This window comes from Bryobacter aggregatus MPL3 (assembly GCF_000702445.1).
GTDB lineage: Bacteria > Acidobacteriota > Terriglobia > Bryobacterales > Bryobacteraceae > Bryobacter > Bryobacter aggregatus.
Map to the genome: position 1 here is coordinate 1787877 of NZ_JNIF01000003.1, position 19562 is coordinate 1807438.

The window sequence follows — 19562 nt, forward strand, 5'->3', positions numbered from 1 at the left end:
TTAAAGAAGGCCTTCGCTATGCATCAATTCGGCGTTCAACACCGCCGCGCCGGCAGCGCCGCGCACCGTGTTGTGTCCGAGGCAAACAAACTTCCAATCAAAGATCGAGCAGGGACGCAGACGTCCCATCGTCACGGTCATGCCGTTGTCGCGTGGTCCATCGCGGCGCGGTTGTGGACGATTGTTCTCGTGCAAGTAGAGCAGGGGAACGGGAGGAGCGCTCGGAAGATTGCGTTCCTGCGGCAGGCCGCGGAAGTTCTGGATGTCGTCCAGCAGCTGTTCAAAGGTCGGCTTCTGCTCGAGTTCGACACTCACCGTCAGCGTGTGTCCGTCAATGACTCCGACGCGATTGCAGTGCGCGCTCACTTTGGCTGCCAGGTTCTCAACCCGGTTGCCTTTCAGCTCGCCCAGGATCTTCAAGGGTTCGATTTCCACCTTGGGCTCTTCGCCGCTAATGTAGGGGATCACATTGCCCAGGATGTCCATCGACGGCACACCCGGATATCCGGCGCCGCTGACGGCCTGCATGCTGGTGGTGATGAATTTGAGGATGCCGTACTTCTTGAACGGAGCGAGGGCGACGGCAAGCGGGACAGCAACGCAGTTCGGATTGGTGACAATGCCACCCTTCCAACCGCGATTCTCCCGTTGCAAGCGCAGGAGTGCCAGGTGGTCGGCGTTGACCTCCGGCACCAGAAGCGGCACATCGTCTTCCATCCGGAAGTTCTTTGAGTTCGACACCACAATGTGGCCCGCTTCGGCAAAAGCCTGTTCGATTTCGGTGGCGACATTCGCATCCATCGAAGAGAACACGAGCTTCGGCGCATTGCCGGGTTTGCACTCGTTTACCGTCAGGTTGGCGACAGACTCGGGCATGGCGCCATCGAGGCGCCATGAAGTTGCGTCTTTGTATCGCTTGCCTGCCGAGCGGTCGGAAGCACCGACCCAAGTCAAATCGAACCACGGATGGTTCGCTAATAACCGTGCAAACTGTTGACCCACCATGCCGGTGGCGCCAAGTACACCTACTTCAATACGGGGTGACATCTTTCGAGGAGCGTCCTTAGCATCTGCTGATAAATTTCCACCGCATCCAGCAGTTGCCGTTTGGGGATTCGCTCTTCGCTCGTGTGCGCAACGTGAATCGTGCCCGGGCCGAGTAGGTAAGGTTGCCCCCAAGCGCCTTGAAACGCTGGGATGTCAGTGGTATAGGAAGCTACCATCGTATCAAAACCATCGATCGCCCCCAGACGCACTGCAGGGATGCGCAGCACTTCATTCACCTCGCATAGGTTTGTGCAGGCTCCTCGAATCGCGGTGACGATCGCGTCGCCGTTGTCCACCAGGCGGATCAACAACTCCGCGCGCGCGGCATCGGGGATGACGTTCGGCGCGCGGCCCCCGCTCAGAACACCGATATTCAGCGTCGAAGGGCCAAGCACGTCGTCCCAGGGCAGGTCGATCTTGCGGATCCGTTCGAGAGCATCGAGCAGCTTCTCGATTGCCGATTCGCCGAGTTCCGGATACGCGGAGTGCGCCATCTTCCCGGTTGCGGTCAATTCCAGACGCAGTGCACCCTTGGAGCCGAGCGCCAGTCGATTCTCCGTAGGCTCGCCATTGACAATAAACTTCGACCCGCGCGGATTCCGTCCCGCATGGTAGGCGCCCACACTGTTGCGCTCTTCTCCGACGACGAACAGAAAGCCAAAATTGCGCCCGCCCGCCTCGAGCAGCTTCTCGCCCGCGCAAATCATGGCGGCGATGATGCCTTTGACATCGCAAGCTCCACGTCCCCAGATGAACTCCTCATCCTCGCGCGAAGGGAAGAACGGCGGCACCGTATCCATGTGGGTCGACAGGGTCACCAGGGACTCGCCGAAGTAACAGAACAGATTGTCCCGCTCCGGCTCCACCGGAATGCGTTCGACGGTGCCGTTAAAGCGCTTCGCCAGATCGGTGAGGATCTTCTCGATCTCAATCGAGACCCCCATCTCATTGCCGGTAATGGACTCGATGTCCACCAACCGGCGCGTCAATGCAATCGGGTCGAGCATTAGCAGTGTTCTTCGAAGGCGGCCTTCAGACGCAAGGAGAGCGAGAACTGGTCGCTCGACTCGATATCGCGGCGGTGCAGCGCAAAGACCGGCTTGCCATTCTTAAACAGGAACATCGAGGGGCTCGAGGGCGGGAATTCGCTCAGGATTCCACGAAGGTGCGCGGTGGCTGCTTCGTCGCCACCGGCAAACACGGTGGAGATCTTGGCGGGCTTCTTCTGATTCTGCAGGGCGGCGCCAATCGCGGGGCGCGCCTTACCGGCAGCGCAGCCACAGATCGAATTCACCACCATCAGAACGGTTTCTGACTTCAGCGCTTCGTCCACAGCCTCAGGCGTGCGGGTCTCTTCGACACCATACTTGGTAAGGTCCTGACGCATCGGCATCAGGAATTGTTCGGGATAGGCCATACTTCTAGTTTCGCCCATGCCGAGCGTCTATAGTTTGAAGCACTCCCCCTACTCGAGCCACATGCTCTTGATGCAGTTGCTCGACCCTGCCCAATTGGGCCGTCGCTTGCTCGATGTTGGCTGCGGCAATGGTTATTTATCGGGGCTTTTGGCAGAAAAAGGCTTCGAGGTCACCTGTCTCGAACACCCTGCTGGTTTTGATGCCTCCTTCCCGTCGCACATCCCTCTCATTCCCCACGACCTGGAACAACCGCTTCCGGAACTGCCGGGACCCTTCGACGTCATCCTGATCGCCGACGTTCTTGAGCACCTGCGCCGTCCCGAGGATTTATTAAAAGGTCTGTGGCCCTATCTGTCGCAGCATGGAGTGCTTGTCGGGTCGCTCCCCAACAGCGGCAACCTGTATTTCCGGCTACAGATCCTGCTGGGACGTTTTCCCGAGGATGATAAGGGACTTTTCGACCGCACCCACCTCCACTTCTGGATGTTGGAGAATTGGCGCAACCTTCTCTCCCGATCCGGTTTTCAATGTGAGGTGGCTGAGGTGAGCGGTATCCCGGTTGGTTTGGCAATGCCGGCCTTACAGTGGCTTGAGGTGGTCTGTTACTATTGCGCAAGAGCATGGAAAACCCTGTTCGCTTACCAGTTTCTGGTGATAGCGAGGCGAAAGTCGTCGTAGTCATGCCCGCGTATAACGCGGCAAAAACTCTGCATATGACCTATGCAGAGTTGCCGCATGACGTGGTGGATCTGGTGATTGTGGTCGATGACGGGTCGAAAGACGAGACCATCCGGATCGCGCGCGAACTTGGGCTTGAGCTCTTTGTCCACAACCGCAACTACGGCTATGGCGCCAATCAGAAAACCTGCTACCGCGAAGCCTTACGCGCCGGCGCCGGCATTATCGTGATGGTCCATCCGGATTATCAATACGATCCAACACTATTGCCGCAGATCATTCGCCCGATCCAGGAAGGCAAGGCCGATGTGGTGCTGGGTTCGCGCTTGTTAAATGGCGATCCGATGAGCGGCGGCATGCCCTGGTGGAAGTACATCTCGAATCGTTTCCTCACCTGGGCCGAGAATACAGTGTTTGGGCTTTCGCTCGCGGAATATCATACCGGCTACCGTGCCTATACGCGGGAAGCGCTCGAATCGGTGAATGTCGAGATGAATTCCGACAACTTCATCTTCGATCAGGAGATCATGGCGCAATTTGTGGAAGTCGGGGCGCGGGTGGATGAAGTTCCTGTGCCGACGCGCTACTTTCCGCAAGCCTCGAGCGCCAGTCTGGTGCAGAGTTCCATCTACGGTTTGTCGATCCTGTGGTTGCTGGCCCGTCTTTTGTTGCATCGCATGGGGCTTGTGAAGCAGAAGCAGTTCATCTCCCTCCAGCGCCGCTACAGCCGCGTGATGGCTGCCAGCCGATAGCCGATGCGCAACGGCCGCTGGAGTTGGGTTCTCGATCTCGCACTCCTCTTTCTCCTCACGACATACCTGCTCCGTCCCTATTGGAAGGTTAAGTACAACGAGAACTGGTCGTCGATTGAATCGACCTTCATTGCGGATGCCCGCATGTTGCGCGACCATTGGCCCCGCCCGTTGTGGCAGCCCTACTGGTATGTCGGCACGCGCTTTGACTACATCTATCCGCCGGCGCTGCGCTATGGCACGGCTGCGATTGCCAAATACACTGGCCTCGATCCGGCGAAGTCCTATCACATCTATGTCAGTTTCTTTTACGGGTTAGGGATCGCGGGCGTCTATTTTCTGGCCCGGGTTGGTCTCCGGCATCGGGGGGCGGCTCTCGCGGCAGCTCTCGCGACACTTGTCGTTTCGCCCAGCTATCTGGTCTTGCCCAAGGTGGCGCGGGACATGTTCTGGAACGGACCTGCCCGGCTGAATGTGCTGATCCGCTATGGCGAGGGCCCGCATATGACGGCCCTGGCCTGGATTCCTTTTGTCCTTGCTTTTACATGGCTGGCCTGGCGCAGACGGAGCTGGTCCTGGTCGGTGGCGGCCGGTTTTGCCGCGACCTTTGTGGTGGCCAATAACTTCTATGGGGCCACTGCTTTGGCGATGCTGTTCCCGGTATTGGTGTGGGCGCTTTGGGTAACGGAGCGCGATTGGCGGCTGCTCCGCTATCCCGCCCTTGTGCCTCTGCTTGCCTATGGACTCTCGGCTTTCTGGCTCACTCCGAGTTATCTGAAGATCACGCTCCACAACATGCAGTATGTTTCGTCTGCCGGCAGCGAGTGGTCGGCTGGTCTTGCCGCGGTCATGCTGGCCGCTTATCTGGGTGTGAGCTATGTGAAGTATCGCGATCAGCCCGAACGCACCTGGCACATCTTCCTGTTTGGAAGCCTGTTGTTCTTTACTGTCAATGTCATTGGCAACTACTACTTCAATTTCCGGGTGATCGGAGAACCAATGCGGCTGGTGCCGGAACTGGACCTGCTCTGGATCTACGCGATTCTCCTTGGCTTGCTGTGGTTGTGGCGGCATGGCCGCCGGGGCCAGATTGCGGTCGGAGCGGTGCTACTGGTGACTCTTACCGTACATAGTGAGTTCCTGCGGCACCCGCGTGCGGTGGCTCCTCCGGGCGTGGACCCGAAGGCAACCGTCTACTGGCGGATCCCCGAATGGGTGGCTGCGCATTATCCGAATTCGCGCACCTACGTGACGGGCGCAGTCCGCTTTTGGTACAACACCTGGCACGATCTGTATCAGTTGGGGGGAAGCTCCGAGCAGGGCTTGCAGAATCCGAATATTGTGCCGCTCCAGTGGGAAATCATCCTCGGACGCGATCCGCGTCTCGCGACCGCCTGGCTGCAGTTGATGGGCGTCGATCTCGTCGCGGTGCATGGGCCTGATTCCGAAGAAGCGTATAAAGACTTTACCCATCCGAAGAAGTTCGATGGGCATTTGAAAGAAGTCTATTCGGTCAAGGACGATCACATCTATGAGGTGCCACGGCGGGACCGGTCGCTGGCCAGGATTCTCGATCGTGCCTCGCTCGACGCTTTGCCGAAGATTCGCGATCAGGTCGACCTCGAAGGTCTGGAGAAGTACGTGGCTGTCTATGAGCAAGGGCCAGGGGCCACTGCGGCAACTGCCTGGAAGGGGACTGACGAACTCAATTTTGAAGGGCGTACGGAGGCGGGGCAAAGTGTCATTCTGCAAACCACCTACGACCCCTCCTGGCGCGCCGAATCGAATCTCGGGCTCTTGCCGGTGACGGAGGATCGTCTGGGTTTTGTTCGCATTGATACTCCGCCCGGGGTGACGCAGATCCGGCTGGTCTTTGAGAAGCCGCTCGAGAAACGCATCGGAGAATGGCTATTCTTCGTGACCCTTCTCGGATCGCTCGGTCTGCTCTGGAGAGACCGCAGGCGCACCCGATTGGTAGCATAGCCCTATGCATTCGATCGAGGAGCTGGCCGGCCAGCACTTCGACGCCATTATCGTAGGCGGTGGGATTAACGGAGCCGGCCTGGCGCGAGACTTGGCGTTGCGTGCGCACATGGCGCAGCACCCCATGCGGGTACTGCTGCTGGAGAAGCGTTTCTGGGGGGCGGGCACAAGCGGCCGGAACTCCCATCTCATCCATGGTGGCTTGCGCTACCTGAAGTATTTCGATTTCGCGCTGGTGCGTGAGGCGTTGCGGGAACGGGCTACCCTCTTGCAGTTAGCCCCCCATACCGTGAGGCCGCTGCGCTTTCGCTTGTCGACGAACGGCGTTTTCGACAACCTGTTCTATGGGGTCGGGATCATTCTTTACGACCTGCTGGCGGGGTCGCACCGGATTGGCAAGAGCACTTACTTTGGCCCCAATCAGGCGTACTGGGACGCGGCGAGCGATTCAGCTGCCTTGGTGATCGACAACGTCCGCGATGCCCGCTTCTATGGCGCCACCTGTATCACTGGCCGGGCCGTGAAGCGGCTTTGGGGGGATGGGATCGAACTCGACAATGGAGTTCGAGTGAACGGCGCGGCGGTGATTGACGCGCGCGGGCCTTGGAACCGGGGCGAAACGACGCGGCTGGTGCGTGGGTCGCATCTCATTCTGCCGCGGCTGTTCCCGGGCGAGGACGCGGTGGCTCACTTTCACCACGATGGCCGCATCATCTTCTTCATCCCCTGGGGTGATCTGAATCCCGTTACTTTGATCGGGACGACCGATGTGGACCATAGTGGTTCGGCGGATCAGGTCCAGATTTCACGGGGTGAGATCGACTATCTGCGAGGCATCGCAAAACAACTGTTTCCTGCCTCGGCGGACATGGAGACTCTGGGCTGTTTCAGTTCACTGCGGCCTTTGCTAGCGGCTCCGGGCAAGAGCGCGAGCGCAACCAGCCGCGAGCATCACATTGCCTTCCGGGAAGATCAGGTGCTCGAGATCATTGGCGGCAAGTACACCACCTACCGCTCGATGGCGGAAGAGGCGGCGGATCTGGTGTGTGGCCGGATTGCACCCAACCTCGTGCCGTCGCATCCCACCCGCAGTACGCCCTTCGCCGTGCCGACAGAACGTCCGGGAGGGATTCCGGAACGGATCGCCTGGGCCAAGCAGGAAGAGGGCTGCGAGACTCTCGAAGACTTTCTGACCTGTTCGACAAATTGGGCCTGGCAGAAGCGGTGGACGGCGGAAGAACTGGAGTCGATCGCCAGGGAGTTCTCTGGAGGAGTGGACGCGTTTCTGGAGCGGTATGCCCCATGCGATTGAGCCAGATCGGTCTCATTCTGAAGAGAGCGGCCATCGCTACCTATCGAAATGGACTGATCGACATCGCGAAAGGGGCTGCTTTCTCGGCATTGCTGAGCTTCTTTCCGGTGCTGACGACGCTGGCGACGGTGCTGGTGCAGGCGAATGCCGAGCGGGTATCGCAATCGATCGCGAAGTTCCTGTTTGAAGTGGTGCCGCCGGGCACGGAAGACGTTGTGCAGTATGCCTTCACCTTGCGCGGGGCGAGGCCGAATTACCTGATTGCGGGTGCGGCGCTGTTGTCGGTGTGGAGCGCCTCCGATGTGGTGGTGAGCCTGATGTCCGGCTTTCAGGCGGCCTATCGAACGCCAAATGCGCGCGGCTTCTGGCAACAGCGCCGGGTTGCAATTCTGCTGGTATTCTCGACTCTGTTGCCGACGATTGGGGCCTCGTTGTTGCTGGTTTTTGGGGAAAACATTGTCACGACCGCATTGTCGTGGATGGGCATTCTGGCGCCGGGAGAAGCGCTGCACGGGTTGGCGTGGTTCCTCACGCGCAGCATTTCCTTGCTGCTCGCGGTCTTTATTCTTGTGGTGACGACGAGTTGGCTGTATCGCTTCGCACCGAGTCTGCCGCAGCGCTGGAGCCGTGTCTGGCCTGGGGCGATTGTGACGACCGTGCTGTGGAGTTTGGCGACCTTAGGCTTTGGCTGGTATGTTCGTAACATCGCCACCTACAACATCATGTACGGCAGTATTGGGGCGGCGATTGCCCTGTTGGTCTGGATGTACTTGTTGAGCCTGATCGCGCTCTTCGGTTGCGCTTACAACGCTGAGGCGGAGAAACTGAAGAAGGAAGGCCTCCTCACGTGAAGAGTAAAAAAACAACAACCGTGATCCTCGCCAAGGCACCGAAGAAGCGGAACCATGCCGCCCGCGTCCTTAACCAGAAGGCGCAGACGATTGCGGATGGGCCCAAGCGCATGGGCACCAGAGCCGCAAAGACGCGCGCTGTTCTCAAAGACCAAGGAATTTAGTTGTCCACTCAAAAATTTAAGCTCGCGGGAGACTACCGTCCCCGCGGCGATCAAGAGACTGCGATTGCTGAGCTTGTGCGGGGCCTTGCCGAGCAGGAACCCTATCAGACGCTGCTCGGTGTCACCGGCAGCGGCAAGACCTTTACGATGGCCAAGATCATCGAGACGATCAATCGTCCCAGTCTGATCCTGGCCCACAATAAAACGCTAGCCGCGCAACTTTACCAGGAATTCAAGCAGTTCTTTCCGAACAATGCAGTTGAGTATTTCGTAAGCTACTACGACTACTACCAGCCTGAGGCGTATATTCCCAATAGCGACACCTATATCGAGAAGGAATCGACGGTCAACGATGAGCTGGACAAGCTGCGTCTGGCGGCGACGCGTTCTCTGTTTGAGCGGCGCGATGTCGTGATCATCTCCAGCGTGAGCTGCATCTACGGCCTGGGCTCGCCCGAGGCGTATTACGGGATGTTGCTGATGCTCGAGAAGGGCAAGACGATGAAGCGGGCCGACATCATCGCCAAGCTGGTGGAGATCCTGTATCAGCGCAATGATCAAGACTTCACGCGCGGCACCTTCCGGGTGCGCGGTGATGTGATCGAGGTGTTCCCCACCTATGACGACAATGCCTTCCGCATCGAACTGTGGGGCGACGAGATTGAAGGGCTCTCGCAGATCGATCCCTTGCTGGGCACCGTCAAGCAGACCTATGAACGGCTACCGATCTATCCAAAGAGCCACTATGTACTGACCCCCGTCACCAAGGAGCAGGCGCAGGTGACCATCGAGCAGGAACTCTTGTCGTGGAACGCGCAAATGGAGCGCGAGGGCAAGCTGATTGAGGCACAGCGCATCTGGCAGCGCACGCAGTTTGACCTGGAGATGATCAAGACCATCGGCTATTGCCACGGGATCGAGAACTACTCGCGGCACTTTACGGGACGGCTGCCGGGCGAGGCGCCACCGACGCTGCTGGACTATCTGCCGGCAGACGCCGTGCTGTTTATCGACGAATCGCATGTAACGATGCCGCAGTTGCAGGGAATGTGGGGCGGTGACCGCTCGCGCAAGGAAAATCTGGTGAAGTTTGGCTTCCGCCTGCCCAGTGCTCTCGACAACCGGCCGCTGACCTTTGAAGAGTTTGAGAACCGCGTCAACCAGGCGATCTTCGTCTCGGCAACCCCAGGGCCCTATGAACTGACCAAGAGCGGTGGCGTGATCGTTGAACAGGTGATCCGACCCACCGGGCTGATCGATCCAGTGATCGAAGTCCGTCCGATCAAGGGGCAGGTGGACGACCTGTTGCAGGAGATTCGCATTCGCGCAGAGAAGGGCGAGCGGGTGTTGATCACGACGCTGACCAAGCGGATGTCGGAGGATCTGAGCCAGTACTACTCCGAGGTTGGGGTCAAAGTGCAGTATCTGCACTCCGAAGTAACTACGCTGGACCGGGTAAAAATCCTGCGGGATCTGCGCAAGGGCATCTATGATTGCCTGATTGGTGTCAATCTGTTGCGCGAAGGGCTGGATCTGCCTGAAGTTTCGCTGGTGGCGATCCTCGATGCGGACAAGGAAGGCTTCCTGCGCTCCACCGGATCCCTGATCCAAACGATCGGCCGGGCGGCCCGAAATGCAAATGGACGGGCGATTCTCTATGCCGATGTCATGACGGATTCGATGCGCCGTGCCATTGATGAAACAAACCGCCGTCGCGAGATACAGAAGGACTACAATGAGCGGAACGGAATTACGCCGCAGTCGATCATCAAGCCGATCGACATGAACCTGGTGCACATGGCTGAGGCGGATTACATTACCATTCCGTTGGAAGACGAAAAGCCAGATGAAGTGGATTCGCTCAGCGCAGAGCAGCTTGTGAAGTACCTTGCCGAAATGGAACAGAAGATGCGGGATGCCGCCAAGAGTTTCGAATTCGAGAAGGCTGCGCAGTTGAGAGATCGCCTGAAGGCTCTGAGGAGTAAGCTAATCGATGCCCAAAGCGCCGCGGACGGCACTGATCGGAGTGGGACCAGTTAGCCAGTCTTGGGTAGCGAAGCTCCCCGGATTGCAGCAGAATCTGGGGCCGGTGAAATCAACCTCATTGAGAGTTGCGAGCCGGCTTGTGAACGCAATCAAGGCTGGTGTTGCGACCGACTCGTTAGAGACAATTCGGAAGGTAGAACTGGTTCTCCTGGCAATTCCAGAAACACAACTGGATGGCTGGGTGGCGCAAATCTGTGAGAGTAAGATCGATTGGGCCGGCGTGAGTTTCGTCGTCTGTTCCGGGGCTCGAGATAGTACTTCACTGAAAGCACTGCGCAACTGCGGCGCCTCGACGGCGTCGCTGGACAAGATAGACCTTTTCGAAGGGAAACGCTATCTCTTCGAGGGTTCCAAAGTAGCCCTGCATCGGTTACGGCGTCTTGTCGAGAAGACGGGAGCGGCACGGATTGTGCCCTTGAACGATGGCATGCGCGCCGTGTATGAAGCCGGACTGACCTTTGCCTCAGGGATGACCTTTCCAATGATCGCTGCTGCGGTGGATACGATGCGGGCCGCTGGCTTGCACTCGAAGATCGCCGAAGGAGTGGTGGAAACGGCAGTACTCGGAGCGGTGCGGTCCTATCTGCGCGCGGGCAAGCGCGGATGGACTGGTCCCATTGCGATGGGAGACCGCGTCGCAATGCGAAAGCAATACCAAGGGCTGTTTGACGTGGAGCCCGTATTGGCGGAGATGTATCTGAAGATCGCGTTGGACTATCTGGTGGAGAGAGTGCCAACTGTAAAACGCCGTCGCCAAAAGCCTCAGGAGTATTAAATCGATTTCAAGTATTCGATCAGCGCCCAGCGGTCACTCTCCGGGAGATTGGGGCCTACAACTCCATTGCCCCGCGGCCCATCCTCAAACCAATGACCTTCATTGCTGTTGCCGGGGTGGGTGTATTCGAACTTGTAGCCGCCAGGAAACTCGCCGGTTTCATAACCAACTTTGATTGGATCGTAGTTCTTATTGCCAAGCCAGAACTCCGGTTTTCCGCGCTGCTGTCGGCCTGTCAATAGCGAATAGAGGTTGGGAACCGAGCCGTTGTGGAGGTAGGGCGCACAGGCCCAGATGCCATTCAAAGGTCTGGCTTTGTAGATGAGTTGCGCACGCACGGCCGGGGTGTTGTCCGAGCGATAACCAGACCATTCCGCGCGTTGCTCCGGGCTGAAGTTCATCTTGGCGAAGTATTGGTCGCGGATGCCCTTGGTGACCAGTTCCAGGCCAGCACCGGCGGAGACGATTCCTTTGTTGAGGGCTCCGGTGTCGGCGGTGCGGTTCATGAAGAGCGTGGCTTGTTGCGGGTCTGTGCCGATGACCGGGAGCGGGATGTCTCTGAGATTGAGAAAGCGCTTGCCCGCGGGGTTGACCACCCAGTATTGGGGCTTTGGCTCGCGAAGGTCCCGTTCGAGCTCCTGCCGCGGAGGGAGATGGCAGCCTTGGCAGTGTTCGCGATAGAGTGCTTCGCCACGGGTGACCTTGGCTGGGTCGAGAGGCGGAAAGATCGCAGGCCACTGCGGTGATTTCAAGCCTGTCAATGGGGCAGGTCCGGAGAGGAGATCTTCGAGCGCCTTCAGGCCCGGCATGTCGATACTGCTATCGAAACTCGTTGCGGTGGGACCGTAGAGTTTGGCAACCGCGCGGACGCCAAGCGCTTCTCCGATGTTGCGTACCAGCGGGTCGGCAATGCTGGAATTGTACTGGACCCAGGTGAACCAGGAGGCGTCCCAGACCTGCGGGAAGCGCACGGGCGAGTTGCCCTGGGCGAAGTTCTTTTCGTTCTGCATGTCCATGGCGAAGACCTGATTGCCGATGCGCGTGAGCGCGTCTGTGCGGCCGAAACCCGCGTCGTGCGGATAGACATTGCCGCGAGTGACCGCAGAGAGTTCCGCCTTGGCCCGCTTGAGGAAGGCTTCGAAGCCAGTGCGCAGTTCCTGTTTTGCCGTATCGCTCGGATGATCGCCAAGGACCCGTCTCTCAAAACGCCCGTAGCGGCCGGGATAGGATTCCGTGAGGAGGAGCGCAATGCCGAGAGCTTTTTGGAACTCGGTCGGCTGGATCATCGCGACGCCGCCCTCAATGCGCACGGCGTGGGTGTTGTAGTGTAACTCGCCGGTGTGGCAGGCGGCGCAGTTGAGGCCGACAACCGTATAGTTCTTACCGGAGTCGGGATCGTGGAAGTTTACATCACGAGCGAAGCCAATGGGCAGGCCGTCCGGATTGTACTTGCTGTCCTTCGGGCTGGGGAGAAAACCAAAGCGGCCGAGATAGCTCTGGGTTGCTAGCAAGTCGCAGCCAAAGGGAGACAGGCAGGGCTGTTCGAGCGCAAGGAACCAGGCGTAGGGGACGAGTCGTGTGCCCTGACTGATGTGGTGGAACTGCTGTTGCTGGTCTGGGCTCCAGCCTTGTTCGAGATGGACGATCTCACCGGGAGCCTGGTAGGCGGGTGCGACGACGCGAAGCCGCTTGAGTTGCGGATAAGCGAACACAGCCAAGACAATTCCGATTGCCAGTAGGAGCCAGCCTAACTTTTTCCACATAAATCCTCCCTATCTTAGCCGTCTGTTGTACGTGCGAGAAAGTGGGGCAAAACGGATCAGGCTAAGTGACGGGTCCGGGGGTAAAAGGTGCGAGGGCATTCTGCAGCCCCCAGTGCTCAGCCCAGGACTTCTTCCGCCCGCTGGCCATCTCGAGGATGAGATGAAACAGGCTCCAGCCTGCGGATTCGATGGTGGCCTCGCCGGAGGCAATGGGACCGGCATCGAAATCGATGAGATCCGGCCAACGTTCCGCAAGCGCGGTACGCGAAGAAACCTTCAAGACCGGCACCAGTGCGAGGCCATAGGGGGTGCCTTCGCCGGTGGTGAAGACATGCAGATTCATCGACGCCAATTGCTGGGTGCCGCAGATGAAGTCGCTGGCGGGAGTAGCGGCAAAGACAAGGCCCTTCGCCGTGACCTTCTGGCCATGTGAGGCCACTGCATGGATCGCTCCCGAACCGGACTTCGCAATGCTGCCCAGGCTCTTTTCGACAATGTTGACCAGGCCGCCGCGTTTGTTGCCGGGCGTCGTGTTGGCGCTGCGGTCGGCGCCGCCACGGGCAAGGTATTCGTCGTACCAGCGCATCTCCTCAATCAGCTCGCGGGCGACAGCAGGAGTGGCACAGCGCGGCGTCAGCAGGTGGATGGCGTCGCGTACCTCGGTGACTTCGCTGAAGAGCACTGTGGCTCCGGCGCGCACGAGCAAATCCGCGGCATAGCCGACGGCGGGATTGCAGGTGACTCCCGAGAAGGCGTCGCTGCCGCCGCACTGGAGGCCGACAATCAGATCGGAGGCAGGAAGCGTGGTGCGTTGGCGGCGGTTGAGCTCGGCAAGGCGTCGCTCGGCTGCCTCCATGAGGGTTGAGACGCTTGCGCCGAAGCCCTGCTGGTCTTGCAAACGAATCAGGTTGGGCTGGACATCGTAGGTGGGCAACAGCCGGATGGGCTGGAGCTTCTCACAACCGAGGCTGACCACCAGCGGAGCACCGGCCATGTTCGCGTGGCGGCTGATGTGGCCGAGGGTGGCGATGGGAATCCTGGCGCCCGGTGCTTCAATGGCAACGCCACAGCCGTAGTTGTGGGTGATGGCGACGGCATCGTCGACATTCGGAAAGCGGGGCAGCAATTCGGCGCGAATCCGCTGGATCGCATAGTCGACGGTAGGCGCGACACATTGCACGGTGGTGGTGATGCCGAGAATATTTCTGGTGCCGGCGCTGCCGTCGGCGTTGCGGTAGCCCGCAAAGGTATAACCCTCGAGTGGCGCGAGTGGTGCAGGCACTTCTGTGGCCAGCGGCAATGAATCAAGATCAGGGGCCGCTGGCATGTCGACAATATCCTCTCGGACCCAGGATCCTGCGGGGAGATCCCGCTTGAGGTGGCCAATGATCTGGCCATAGCGGAGAATCGGCTGGCCCTGGGCAAGGTCTAGAAGCGATACCTTATGGGCCTGCGGGATGGCTTCGCGCAAAACGAAGCCATCGGCGAAGCGGGCGCCAGCGGCAAGCCCTTCGGGGTTCACAATCACGGCGACGTTGTCGCGGGGGTGTACTTTGACAAAACGGGGCGTCAATCCGTTAGTCTAGACCCATGTCTATCACCCGACGCAGCATTTTGAGTTCTTCCACGATGGTGTTTGCTCTTCAGGGGGCAGCTCCAGCAGCCAGTATCAAAGACACAGTCAATGTCGGATTCATCGGAAGCGGAATTCGGGGCAAGCAATTGATTGACGAGTTTAAGGCAGTGCCGGGAATGCGGGGTGTCGCGGTTGCGGACCTCTATGACGGCTGCCTGGTGCGCGCCCAGGAGCAGTTTGAAAACAAGCTGGTGACCTCGAAAGATTACCGCACCGTGCTGGACAACAAAGACGTGGACGCCGTGGTGATTGCGACGCCCGATCATTGGCATGAGCGCATCACTCTCGATGCTTTATCGGCGGGCAAGCATGTCTATGTCGAGAAGCCGATGACCTGGTCGATCTCCGAAGGGCCGCGGATTATCGAGGCCGTGAAGCGGAGCGGGAAAGTGTTGCAGGTGGGTAGCCAGGCGAAGACGTCCACCTTGACGGCCAAGGCGAAGGAGTTGATCGCTGGCGGCGCCATCGGTAAGGTGAACATGATCCGGATGGGCAATCACCGGAACAACGCCGAGGGGGCCTGGGAGTATCCGATTCCGCCCGATGCCTCTGAGAAGACGATCGATTGGCCGAAGTACCTGGGTAGGGTTTCAAAGCGCCCCTTTGATGCAAAACAGTTCTTCCGGTGGCGTTGCTGGTGGGAATTCGGCAGCGGCGTGGCAGGCGATCTGTTTGTGCACCAGTTGACGCAGATGCACGAGTACATGGGCGTGCGCGCGCCGAAGTCGGCGGTGTCCCAAGGCGGCATTTTCCGTTGGAACGATGGGCGAACTGTGCCCGATATCATGAACAGCCTGCTCGAGTATCCCGAAGGCTTTCTGGTGGACGTCTATGTGACCCAGGCGAATTCCTTCCAGCCGCGCGGGATTCTCGTCATGGGCGACAAGGGTACGCTGCAACTGGAGAATTCGCGCATCACGCTGACCCAGGATTCGAAGCCGACCGAAGCCCAGTTTTACGGCAGTGCGAACTTTCCCAAAAAGCTGCGGGACGAGTATCTGGCCCAGTTTGCCAACGAGACCAGGCCGGAACGGGTGGCGCCGCAGGAGATTGCCGTCGAGCGAGGGCCGTCGCATAATTCGTTCTTTATCGATTCGATTGTGAATTCAAAACCCAGCCGTGAGAACGCCGAAGAAGGGCATCATGCGGCTGCTGCGGCACATCTGTGTAACATTGCGTTTCGCAAGGGAACGCGGGTGACCTACGATCCGGTGGCTTCCCGCGTCCGTTCATAGAGAAAACCGGCAAGATTCGATAACTGCCAGGCCCCAAGCAACAGCATGCGGTGGACGGCAGACAAGAAGGGCATTTCCCGGAATGGCGCCGAGAGCCATTCCCACGCGCTGGTGTGCATCCCGATGTCGCGGTGATCATTGCGGCGGTGGAACATGGCGGCGCCGCGTCCATAGTTGAAATGAACGCGGCAGAAGCGGCGGAGGGTCATTGGGTGGGAGTGATGAATGATCGCCTCCGGGACATAAAGCAGCGGAAGACCGGCGGAGTACCAGCGTTCGCAGAGGTCGCGGTCTTCGGCGGCGGCAAGAGGATAGGTCTCGTCGAATCCGTTCATGCGGTGGAAGGTTTCGGCCGCCATCGCGATGTTATTGGAGGCGAAAAAGCGGGCCTTACCGGGCACGGAATTGTAGTGAGCGTAAACGATGTCGACGATGGATTGTGCCGCGGCGGAGTAGGGATTGTTGCTCAGCCGGTTTAGGACTTTTCCACCGGCCATGACGCCCGGAGCCTCGTGCACTTTCGTGACGAGGAGACGGATCCAGGACGGGTCCGCCTCACAATCATCATCGGTAAAGAGCAATACTTTGCTGACCGCCTGGCGCGCGCCCGCATTGCGGGCCTTCGCCGGGCCACCGTGCGGAACACGGAGCAGCGTCAGGTGGAACTGGCTGCGGAAGGGGGCCACGACCTCCTCGAGCGGCGTTTCTCCTTCATCATCGACGATGATGACTTCAAAAGACGTGAAGTCCTGCTGTACCAGCGAGGCAAGGCAGCGGGCCAGGCGGTTGGGCCGGTTATAGGTCGGGATGATGAGGCTAGCTTCCACCGGAATTCTTTTCCAGGATATATCCATCGCCCCAGTCGAGTTTCCGGGCGATCTTAAATAGCTTAGGGTAGCGCTTGGTGACCGTCAAAACGCCGCGTGCCGGAGCTTCGCAGAGTTCGAGATCGATGCGTCCGGGATGAGTGACCGGGTGGCGAATGATCCGTGGCGCACCCACCGGGAGCGCGCCGCGCCATGCGGCAAGGTAGCTGAATTTTTCGTCTTCATAGCCGAGCGTGCCCCCTTTGAGACGGCGGTGGAGCGCACTGCGGTTGAGGCGCGCCGAAAAATGACACCAGTCGACGCCAGCTGCGGGGCATTTCTCGTCGGCTGGACAAGGGGCCAGCAGAGAGGCGCCGGCCGAGAGCAGTTCCTTGCGGGCGCGGAGGATGGTTTCAAAGCCCTTGGGCGTACCCGCTTCCACAATGACTAGCAGCTGTGTGGCGGCCTGCCAGGCTGCAGCCAGCGGGAACTTGTCGCTCTCCCCAAGCGAATAGCTCAGAAGAACGACGTCGTGGGGCGCAAAGGTTGCCGGGGTGTCGAAGTTGCCGGTTTGCCAGGTGGCCTCGGGGAGAATCTGCTTGCCCAGTTCGACCATCGCGGGCAAGCGCTCGAGGGCAGTGATCCTGGCGAGGCCGGGCCAGATTTCAGAGAAGGCCAGGGCTCCTGCGCCACATCCGGCGCCAAGGTCCAGGAGAGAAGCCGGGGTCCATTGCGAATCGGGGAGGCGCGAGGCGAGAGTTTGGACAATGGCTTTAGCCACGGACAGATTGGCGGCTCGCGTGGCAGGAAAGCGTACGGAAAGGTATGCGGCAATCAGCGCTTCATCATCGAGACGAGCCGCGCGGGTGTTGCGGCCCTCCCGGTAGGCGTTGCTTAAGGTGTTTACCGCATCGCGGATTCGCTCGCTGCCGAGCTGAGTGACAAGGCGTTCGGCCTCGTGTTGCCAATCGAACATAGGACGAAGTTAGCAGGAACTAAACCGGGGGGACCGGTGTCCATACCAAGAGAGCGGTAAAATTGCTGTTAGGAGGCCCCGGGATGGCCGAGAACAGTTTGGGTTTTAATAACGAGAGCGGCGATGCGTCGGCGCAAGTGTTCAAGGACGCTCTTCTTGTGGAGCGGCTTCGTCAGGGTGAAGACGAGGCATTCGAAGAACTTCTGCGTGTGTATGAGGACCCGGTCTACGGTCTGGTGTTCCGCCTGCTGAACCAGCAGTCGGATGCGCCCGATGTCGTCCAGGAAGTATTTCTCAAGGTTTATCGCAATCTGAACCACTTTCAGGGCAAATCTACCCTGAAGACGTGGATCTATCGCATTGCGGTCAACGAAGCCTACAATCAACGGCGTTGGTTTGGCCGGCACAAGAAGAATGAGGTTGGCCTCGCGGCCGATGAGGAGCATAGCCGGGGACTGGCAGATGTTTTGCCAGACCGCTGCCGCTCTCCCTTCGACCTGGCGGCAGACCACGAGACCCGGGCGCTGATCGAAGAAGCGCTCACGAAGATCAATCCCGTCTTCCGGTCTGCGGTCGTGCTGCGCGATATCGAGGACTTGAGTTACGAGGAGATCGCGGAAGTACTGCAGATCTCACTCGGCACGGTGAAGTCTCGCATTCTTCGTGGGCGTGAAGCATTGCGGCACGAGTTGGAGGCAAGCCTCGAGCCGAGCCACGGCTTCGCATGGTCGGCGCAAACGGCAGCAGGGCAGTCTTAAGGGGCAATTGCATGAAACAGGAAAATCTACATCAGGAAGTGCGGGATTTGCTGCATACTCTCCCGCGCAGACGGCTTCCCGATGATTTGCGGATGCAGTTGAAGATTTCAGCGAGCAAAGAGGCTTCGCGCCGGAAGAAGTGGGCTTCGGCGCCGGCTTTTGTTGTTCGGATGAAAAATCACTTTGAACTTTGGAAGGCAAACATGATGCGGCCCTTCGCGGTGCCGTGCGCCGGTGGCTTGGCTGCGGCGCTGCTTGTCTTCACGATGTTTGTACAAACTTATCCAGTACGCGCAAATACATTAACCGGGGACCGTCCGACGGCGCTCTATACGGAACCTGCGGCCAAGACTTTGGCTCCTTTTGAACCTCCGACTGCCGATGCTGAAATTGAAGTTTCGATCGACGATCAGGGGCGGATTGCCGATTATCGTGTGGTGGCGGGAAATCCCGAAATGGATATTGAAGTGCGGTTGAGTGTGGAGCGCACGCTGCTCTTTACGCAATTTATTCCGGCAACCAGCTTTGGCCAGGCGGTGCCTTCGAAGCTGCGCATCAGTTTGCGCCGTGGCGCCTCCGCCATTACGGTCAAGGGCTAATTTGCCTCGTAAGTTCGGACAGCATTTTCTCAGAGACCAGGCCGTGCTGCAGCGGATTGCGGCGGCTGCGTGTCCGGAAACCGAGCCGCTCGTGATTGAAATCGGGCCGGGCCGGGGGGCTCTCACCCGTCCCTTGCTCAGCCGTTGCGAGAAGCTCATTGCGATTGAAGTGGATCCCGAGATGGTGCTTCATCTCGAACGCCAAATGGCAGGCGAGGAACGATTCTCGGTGCGCCATCAGGATGTCCTGAAGGTTGATCTGCGGGAATTCGCGCCTTGCGTGATCGCAGGCAACTTACCCTACTACATCAGTTCGCCGATTGCGTCGTTGGTGTTTGCAGCGGCTGGGGCCTGGAAGCGGGCGGTGTTTCTGGTGCAGAAAGAAGTCGCCATGAGGATGGCGGCCCAGCAGGGTTCGCGGGATTACGGCTATCTCAGCGTGATGACGCAGGTGCATGCAACAGCGACGATTCTGTTCACCGTGCCGCCGTCTGCCTTTTCGCCCCCGCCCAAAGTCGACTCGGCTGTGATCCTGCTGGAACCGAAGGTTGTGGATGCCGAGTATGCCCGGCGTTTTCTGCAGTTTGCCAGCCGGAGCTTTTTACACAAGCGCAAGATGTTGCGCAATAACCTGTCGGCGTTCTATGGCAAGGCGAATTTAGAAGCGCAGCCGGAGGCGACTTTGCGTGCGGAGCAATTGTCGATTGCACAGCTTGAGGCCCTGTTCGCGCGTCTTTCGTCGCTGGGCCCGATGTTATCCTGA

19 protein-coding genes are annotated in these 19562 nt (G+C 59.1%); 12 read left to right on the forward strand and 7 right to left on the reverse strand.

Features of this window, described 5'->3' with window-relative positions; genetic code table 11:
• From asd to M017_RS0108510, 3 genes are read right to left on the reverse strand one after another with little or no spacing between them, the layout of a single operon-like run.
• Window positions 1-1047, reverse strand: a complete 1047-nt coding sequence (gene asd, locus M017_RS0108500; RefSeq protein WP_031497330.1) for an aspartate-semialdehyde dehydrogenase — start codon at window positions 1045-1047, stop codon at window positions 1-3.
• On the reverse strand, window positions 1026-2054 hold the full coding sequence (locus M017_RS0108505; protein ID WP_031497332.1) for a M20/M25/M40 family metallo-hydrolase: 1029 nt from the start codon (window positions 2052-2054) through the stop codon (window positions 1026-1028). The genes asd and M017_RS0108505 overlap by 22 nt, the downstream gene beginning before the upstream one ends.
• Window positions 2054-2464 (reverse strand): BrxA/BrxB family bacilliredoxin, encoded by a 411-nt coding sequence (locus tag M017_RS0108510; RefSeq protein ID WP_031497334.1) that lies wholly within the window; start codon window positions 2462-2464, stop codon window positions 2054-2056. The genes M017_RS0108505 and M017_RS0108510 overlap by 1 nt, the downstream gene beginning before the upstream one ends.
• Window positions 2465-2480: 16 nt before the next feature.
• Between M017_RS0108510 and M017_RS26430 the strand changes: the two genes are divergently transcribed.
• The 8 genes from M017_RS26430 (at window position 2481) to M017_RS0108550 (ending at window position 11026) form a co-directional block, all read left to right on the forward strand.
• Window positions 2481-3143, forward strand: a complete 663-nt coding sequence (locus M017_RS26430) for a class I SAM-dependent methyltransferase (protein WP_080507993.1) — start codon at window positions 2481-2483, stop codon at window positions 3141-3143.
• Window positions 3144-3145: 2 nt separating this feature from the next.
• The gene (locus M017_RS0108520) at window positions 3146-3895 is read left to right on the forward strand and encodes a glycosyltransferase family 2 protein (protein ID WP_051669660.1); all 750 of its coding nucleotides are present in this window, start codon (window positions 3146-3148) and stop codon (window positions 3893-3895) included.
• Between the two features lie 3 nt (window positions 3896-3898).
• Complete coding sequence (locus M017_RS0108525) at window positions 3899-5878, forward strand: glycosyltransferase family protein (protein WP_031497338.1); 1980 nt, start codon at window positions 3899-3901, stop codon at window positions 5876-5878.
• Between the two features lie 4 nt (window positions 5879-5882).
• Window positions 5883-7190, forward strand: a complete 1308-nt coding sequence (locus M017_RS0108530; RefSeq protein WP_051669662.1) for a glycerol-3-phosphate dehydrogenase/oxidase — start codon at window positions 5883-5885, stop codon at window positions 7188-7190.
• Window positions 7181-8041 carry a YihY/virulence factor BrkB family protein gene (locus M017_RS0108535; protein ID WP_031497340.1) on the forward strand — a complete coding sequence of 287 codons (861 nt, stop codon included), beginning with the start codon at window positions 7181-7183 and terminating at the stop codon, window positions 8039-8041. Before M017_RS0108530 ends, M017_RS0108535 begins: the two co-directional genes overlap by 10 nt.
• Window positions 8038-8205: a hypothetical protein gene (locus M017_RS29225; protein ID WP_155121313.1), complete on the forward strand. Its 168-nt coding sequence runs from the start codon at window positions 8038-8040 to the stop codon at window positions 8203-8205. Before M017_RS0108535 ends, M017_RS29225 begins: the two co-directional genes overlap by 4 nt.
• On the forward strand, window positions 8206-10245 hold the full coding sequence (gene uvrB / locus M017_RS0108545; RefSeq protein ID WP_051669664.1) for an excinuclease ABC subunit UvrB: 2040 nt from the start codon (window positions 8206-8208) through the stop codon (window positions 10243-10245).
• Between the two features lie 85 nt (window positions 10246-10330).
• Window positions 10331-11026 (forward strand): DUF2520 domain-containing protein, encoded by a 696-nt coding sequence (locus M017_RS0108550; RefSeq protein WP_238325842.1) that lies wholly within the window; start codon window positions 10331-10333, stop codon window positions 11024-11026.
• Here the strand turns inward: M017_RS0108550 and M017_RS0108555 are convergent.
• Both M017_RS0108555 and garD read right to left on the reverse strand, forming a co-directional pair.
• Window positions 11023-12789, reverse strand: coding sequence for a di-heme-cytochrome C peroxidase (locus tag M017_RS0108555; protein ID WP_051669666.1), 1767 nt, complete (start codon window positions 12787-12789; stop codon window positions 11023-11025). The two genes, M017_RS0108550 and M017_RS0108555, sit on opposite strands and share 4 nt — an antisense overlap.
• A gap of 61 nt (window positions 12790-12850) precedes the next feature.
• Window positions 12851-14362 carry a galactarate dehydratase gene (gene garD, locus M017_RS0108560; protein ID WP_031497348.1) on the reverse strand — a complete coding sequence of 504 codons (1512 nt, stop codon included), beginning with the start codon at window positions 14360-14362 and terminating at the stop codon, window positions 12851-12853.
• A gap of 17 nt (window positions 14363-14379) precedes the next feature.
• Here garD and M017_RS0108565 point away from each other — a divergent pair, with 17 nt between their 5' ends.
• Window positions 14380-15660, forward strand: coding sequence for a Gfo/Idh/MocA family protein (locus M017_RS0108565; RefSeq protein WP_080507579.1), 1281 nt, complete (start codon window positions 14380-14382; stop codon window positions 15658-15660).
• Here M017_RS0108565 and M017_RS0108570 read toward each other — a convergent pair.
• Both M017_RS0108570 and M017_RS0108575 read right to left on the reverse strand, forming a co-directional pair.
• Window positions 15627-16487 (reverse strand): glycosyltransferase family 2 protein, encoded by an 861-nt coding sequence (locus tag M017_RS0108570; RefSeq protein WP_162179864.1) that lies wholly within the window; start codon window positions 16485-16487, stop codon window positions 15627-15629. The genes M017_RS0108565 and M017_RS0108570 overlap by 34 nt on opposite strands.
• Window positions 16477-17442 (reverse strand): small ribosomal subunit Rsm22 family protein, encoded by a 966-nt coding sequence (locus M017_RS0108575; RefSeq protein WP_035957739.1) that lies wholly within the window; start codon window positions 17440-17442, stop codon window positions 16477-16479. The genes M017_RS0108570 and M017_RS0108575 overlap by 11 nt, the downstream gene beginning before the upstream one ends.
• A gap of 83 nt (window positions 17443-17525) precedes the next feature.
• On the opposite strand from M017_RS0108575, the gene M017_RS0108580 reads away from it, so the two are divergent.
• From M017_RS0108580 to rsmA, 3 genes are read left to right on the forward strand one after another with little or no spacing between them, the layout of a single operon-like run.
• A complete protein-coding gene (locus M017_RS0108580; protein ID WP_051669674.1) occupies window positions 17526-18200 on the forward strand; it encodes a sigma-70 family RNA polymerase sigma factor in 675 nt (224 codons plus the stop codon).
• Between the two features lie 11 nt (window positions 18201-18211).
• Window positions 18212-18799, forward strand: a complete 588-nt coding sequence (locus M017_RS0108585; protein ID WP_031497354.1) for an energy transducer TonB — start codon at window positions 18212-18214, stop codon at window positions 18797-18799.
• Between the two features lies 1 nt (window position 18800).
• Window positions 18801-19562 carry a 16S rRNA (adenine(1518)-N(6)/adenine(1519)-N(6))-dimethyltransferase RsmA gene (rsmA, locus tag M017_RS0108590; RefSeq protein WP_031497355.1) on the forward strand — a complete coding sequence of 254 codons (762 nt, stop codon included), beginning with the start codon at window positions 18801-18803 and terminating at the stop codon, window positions 19560-19562.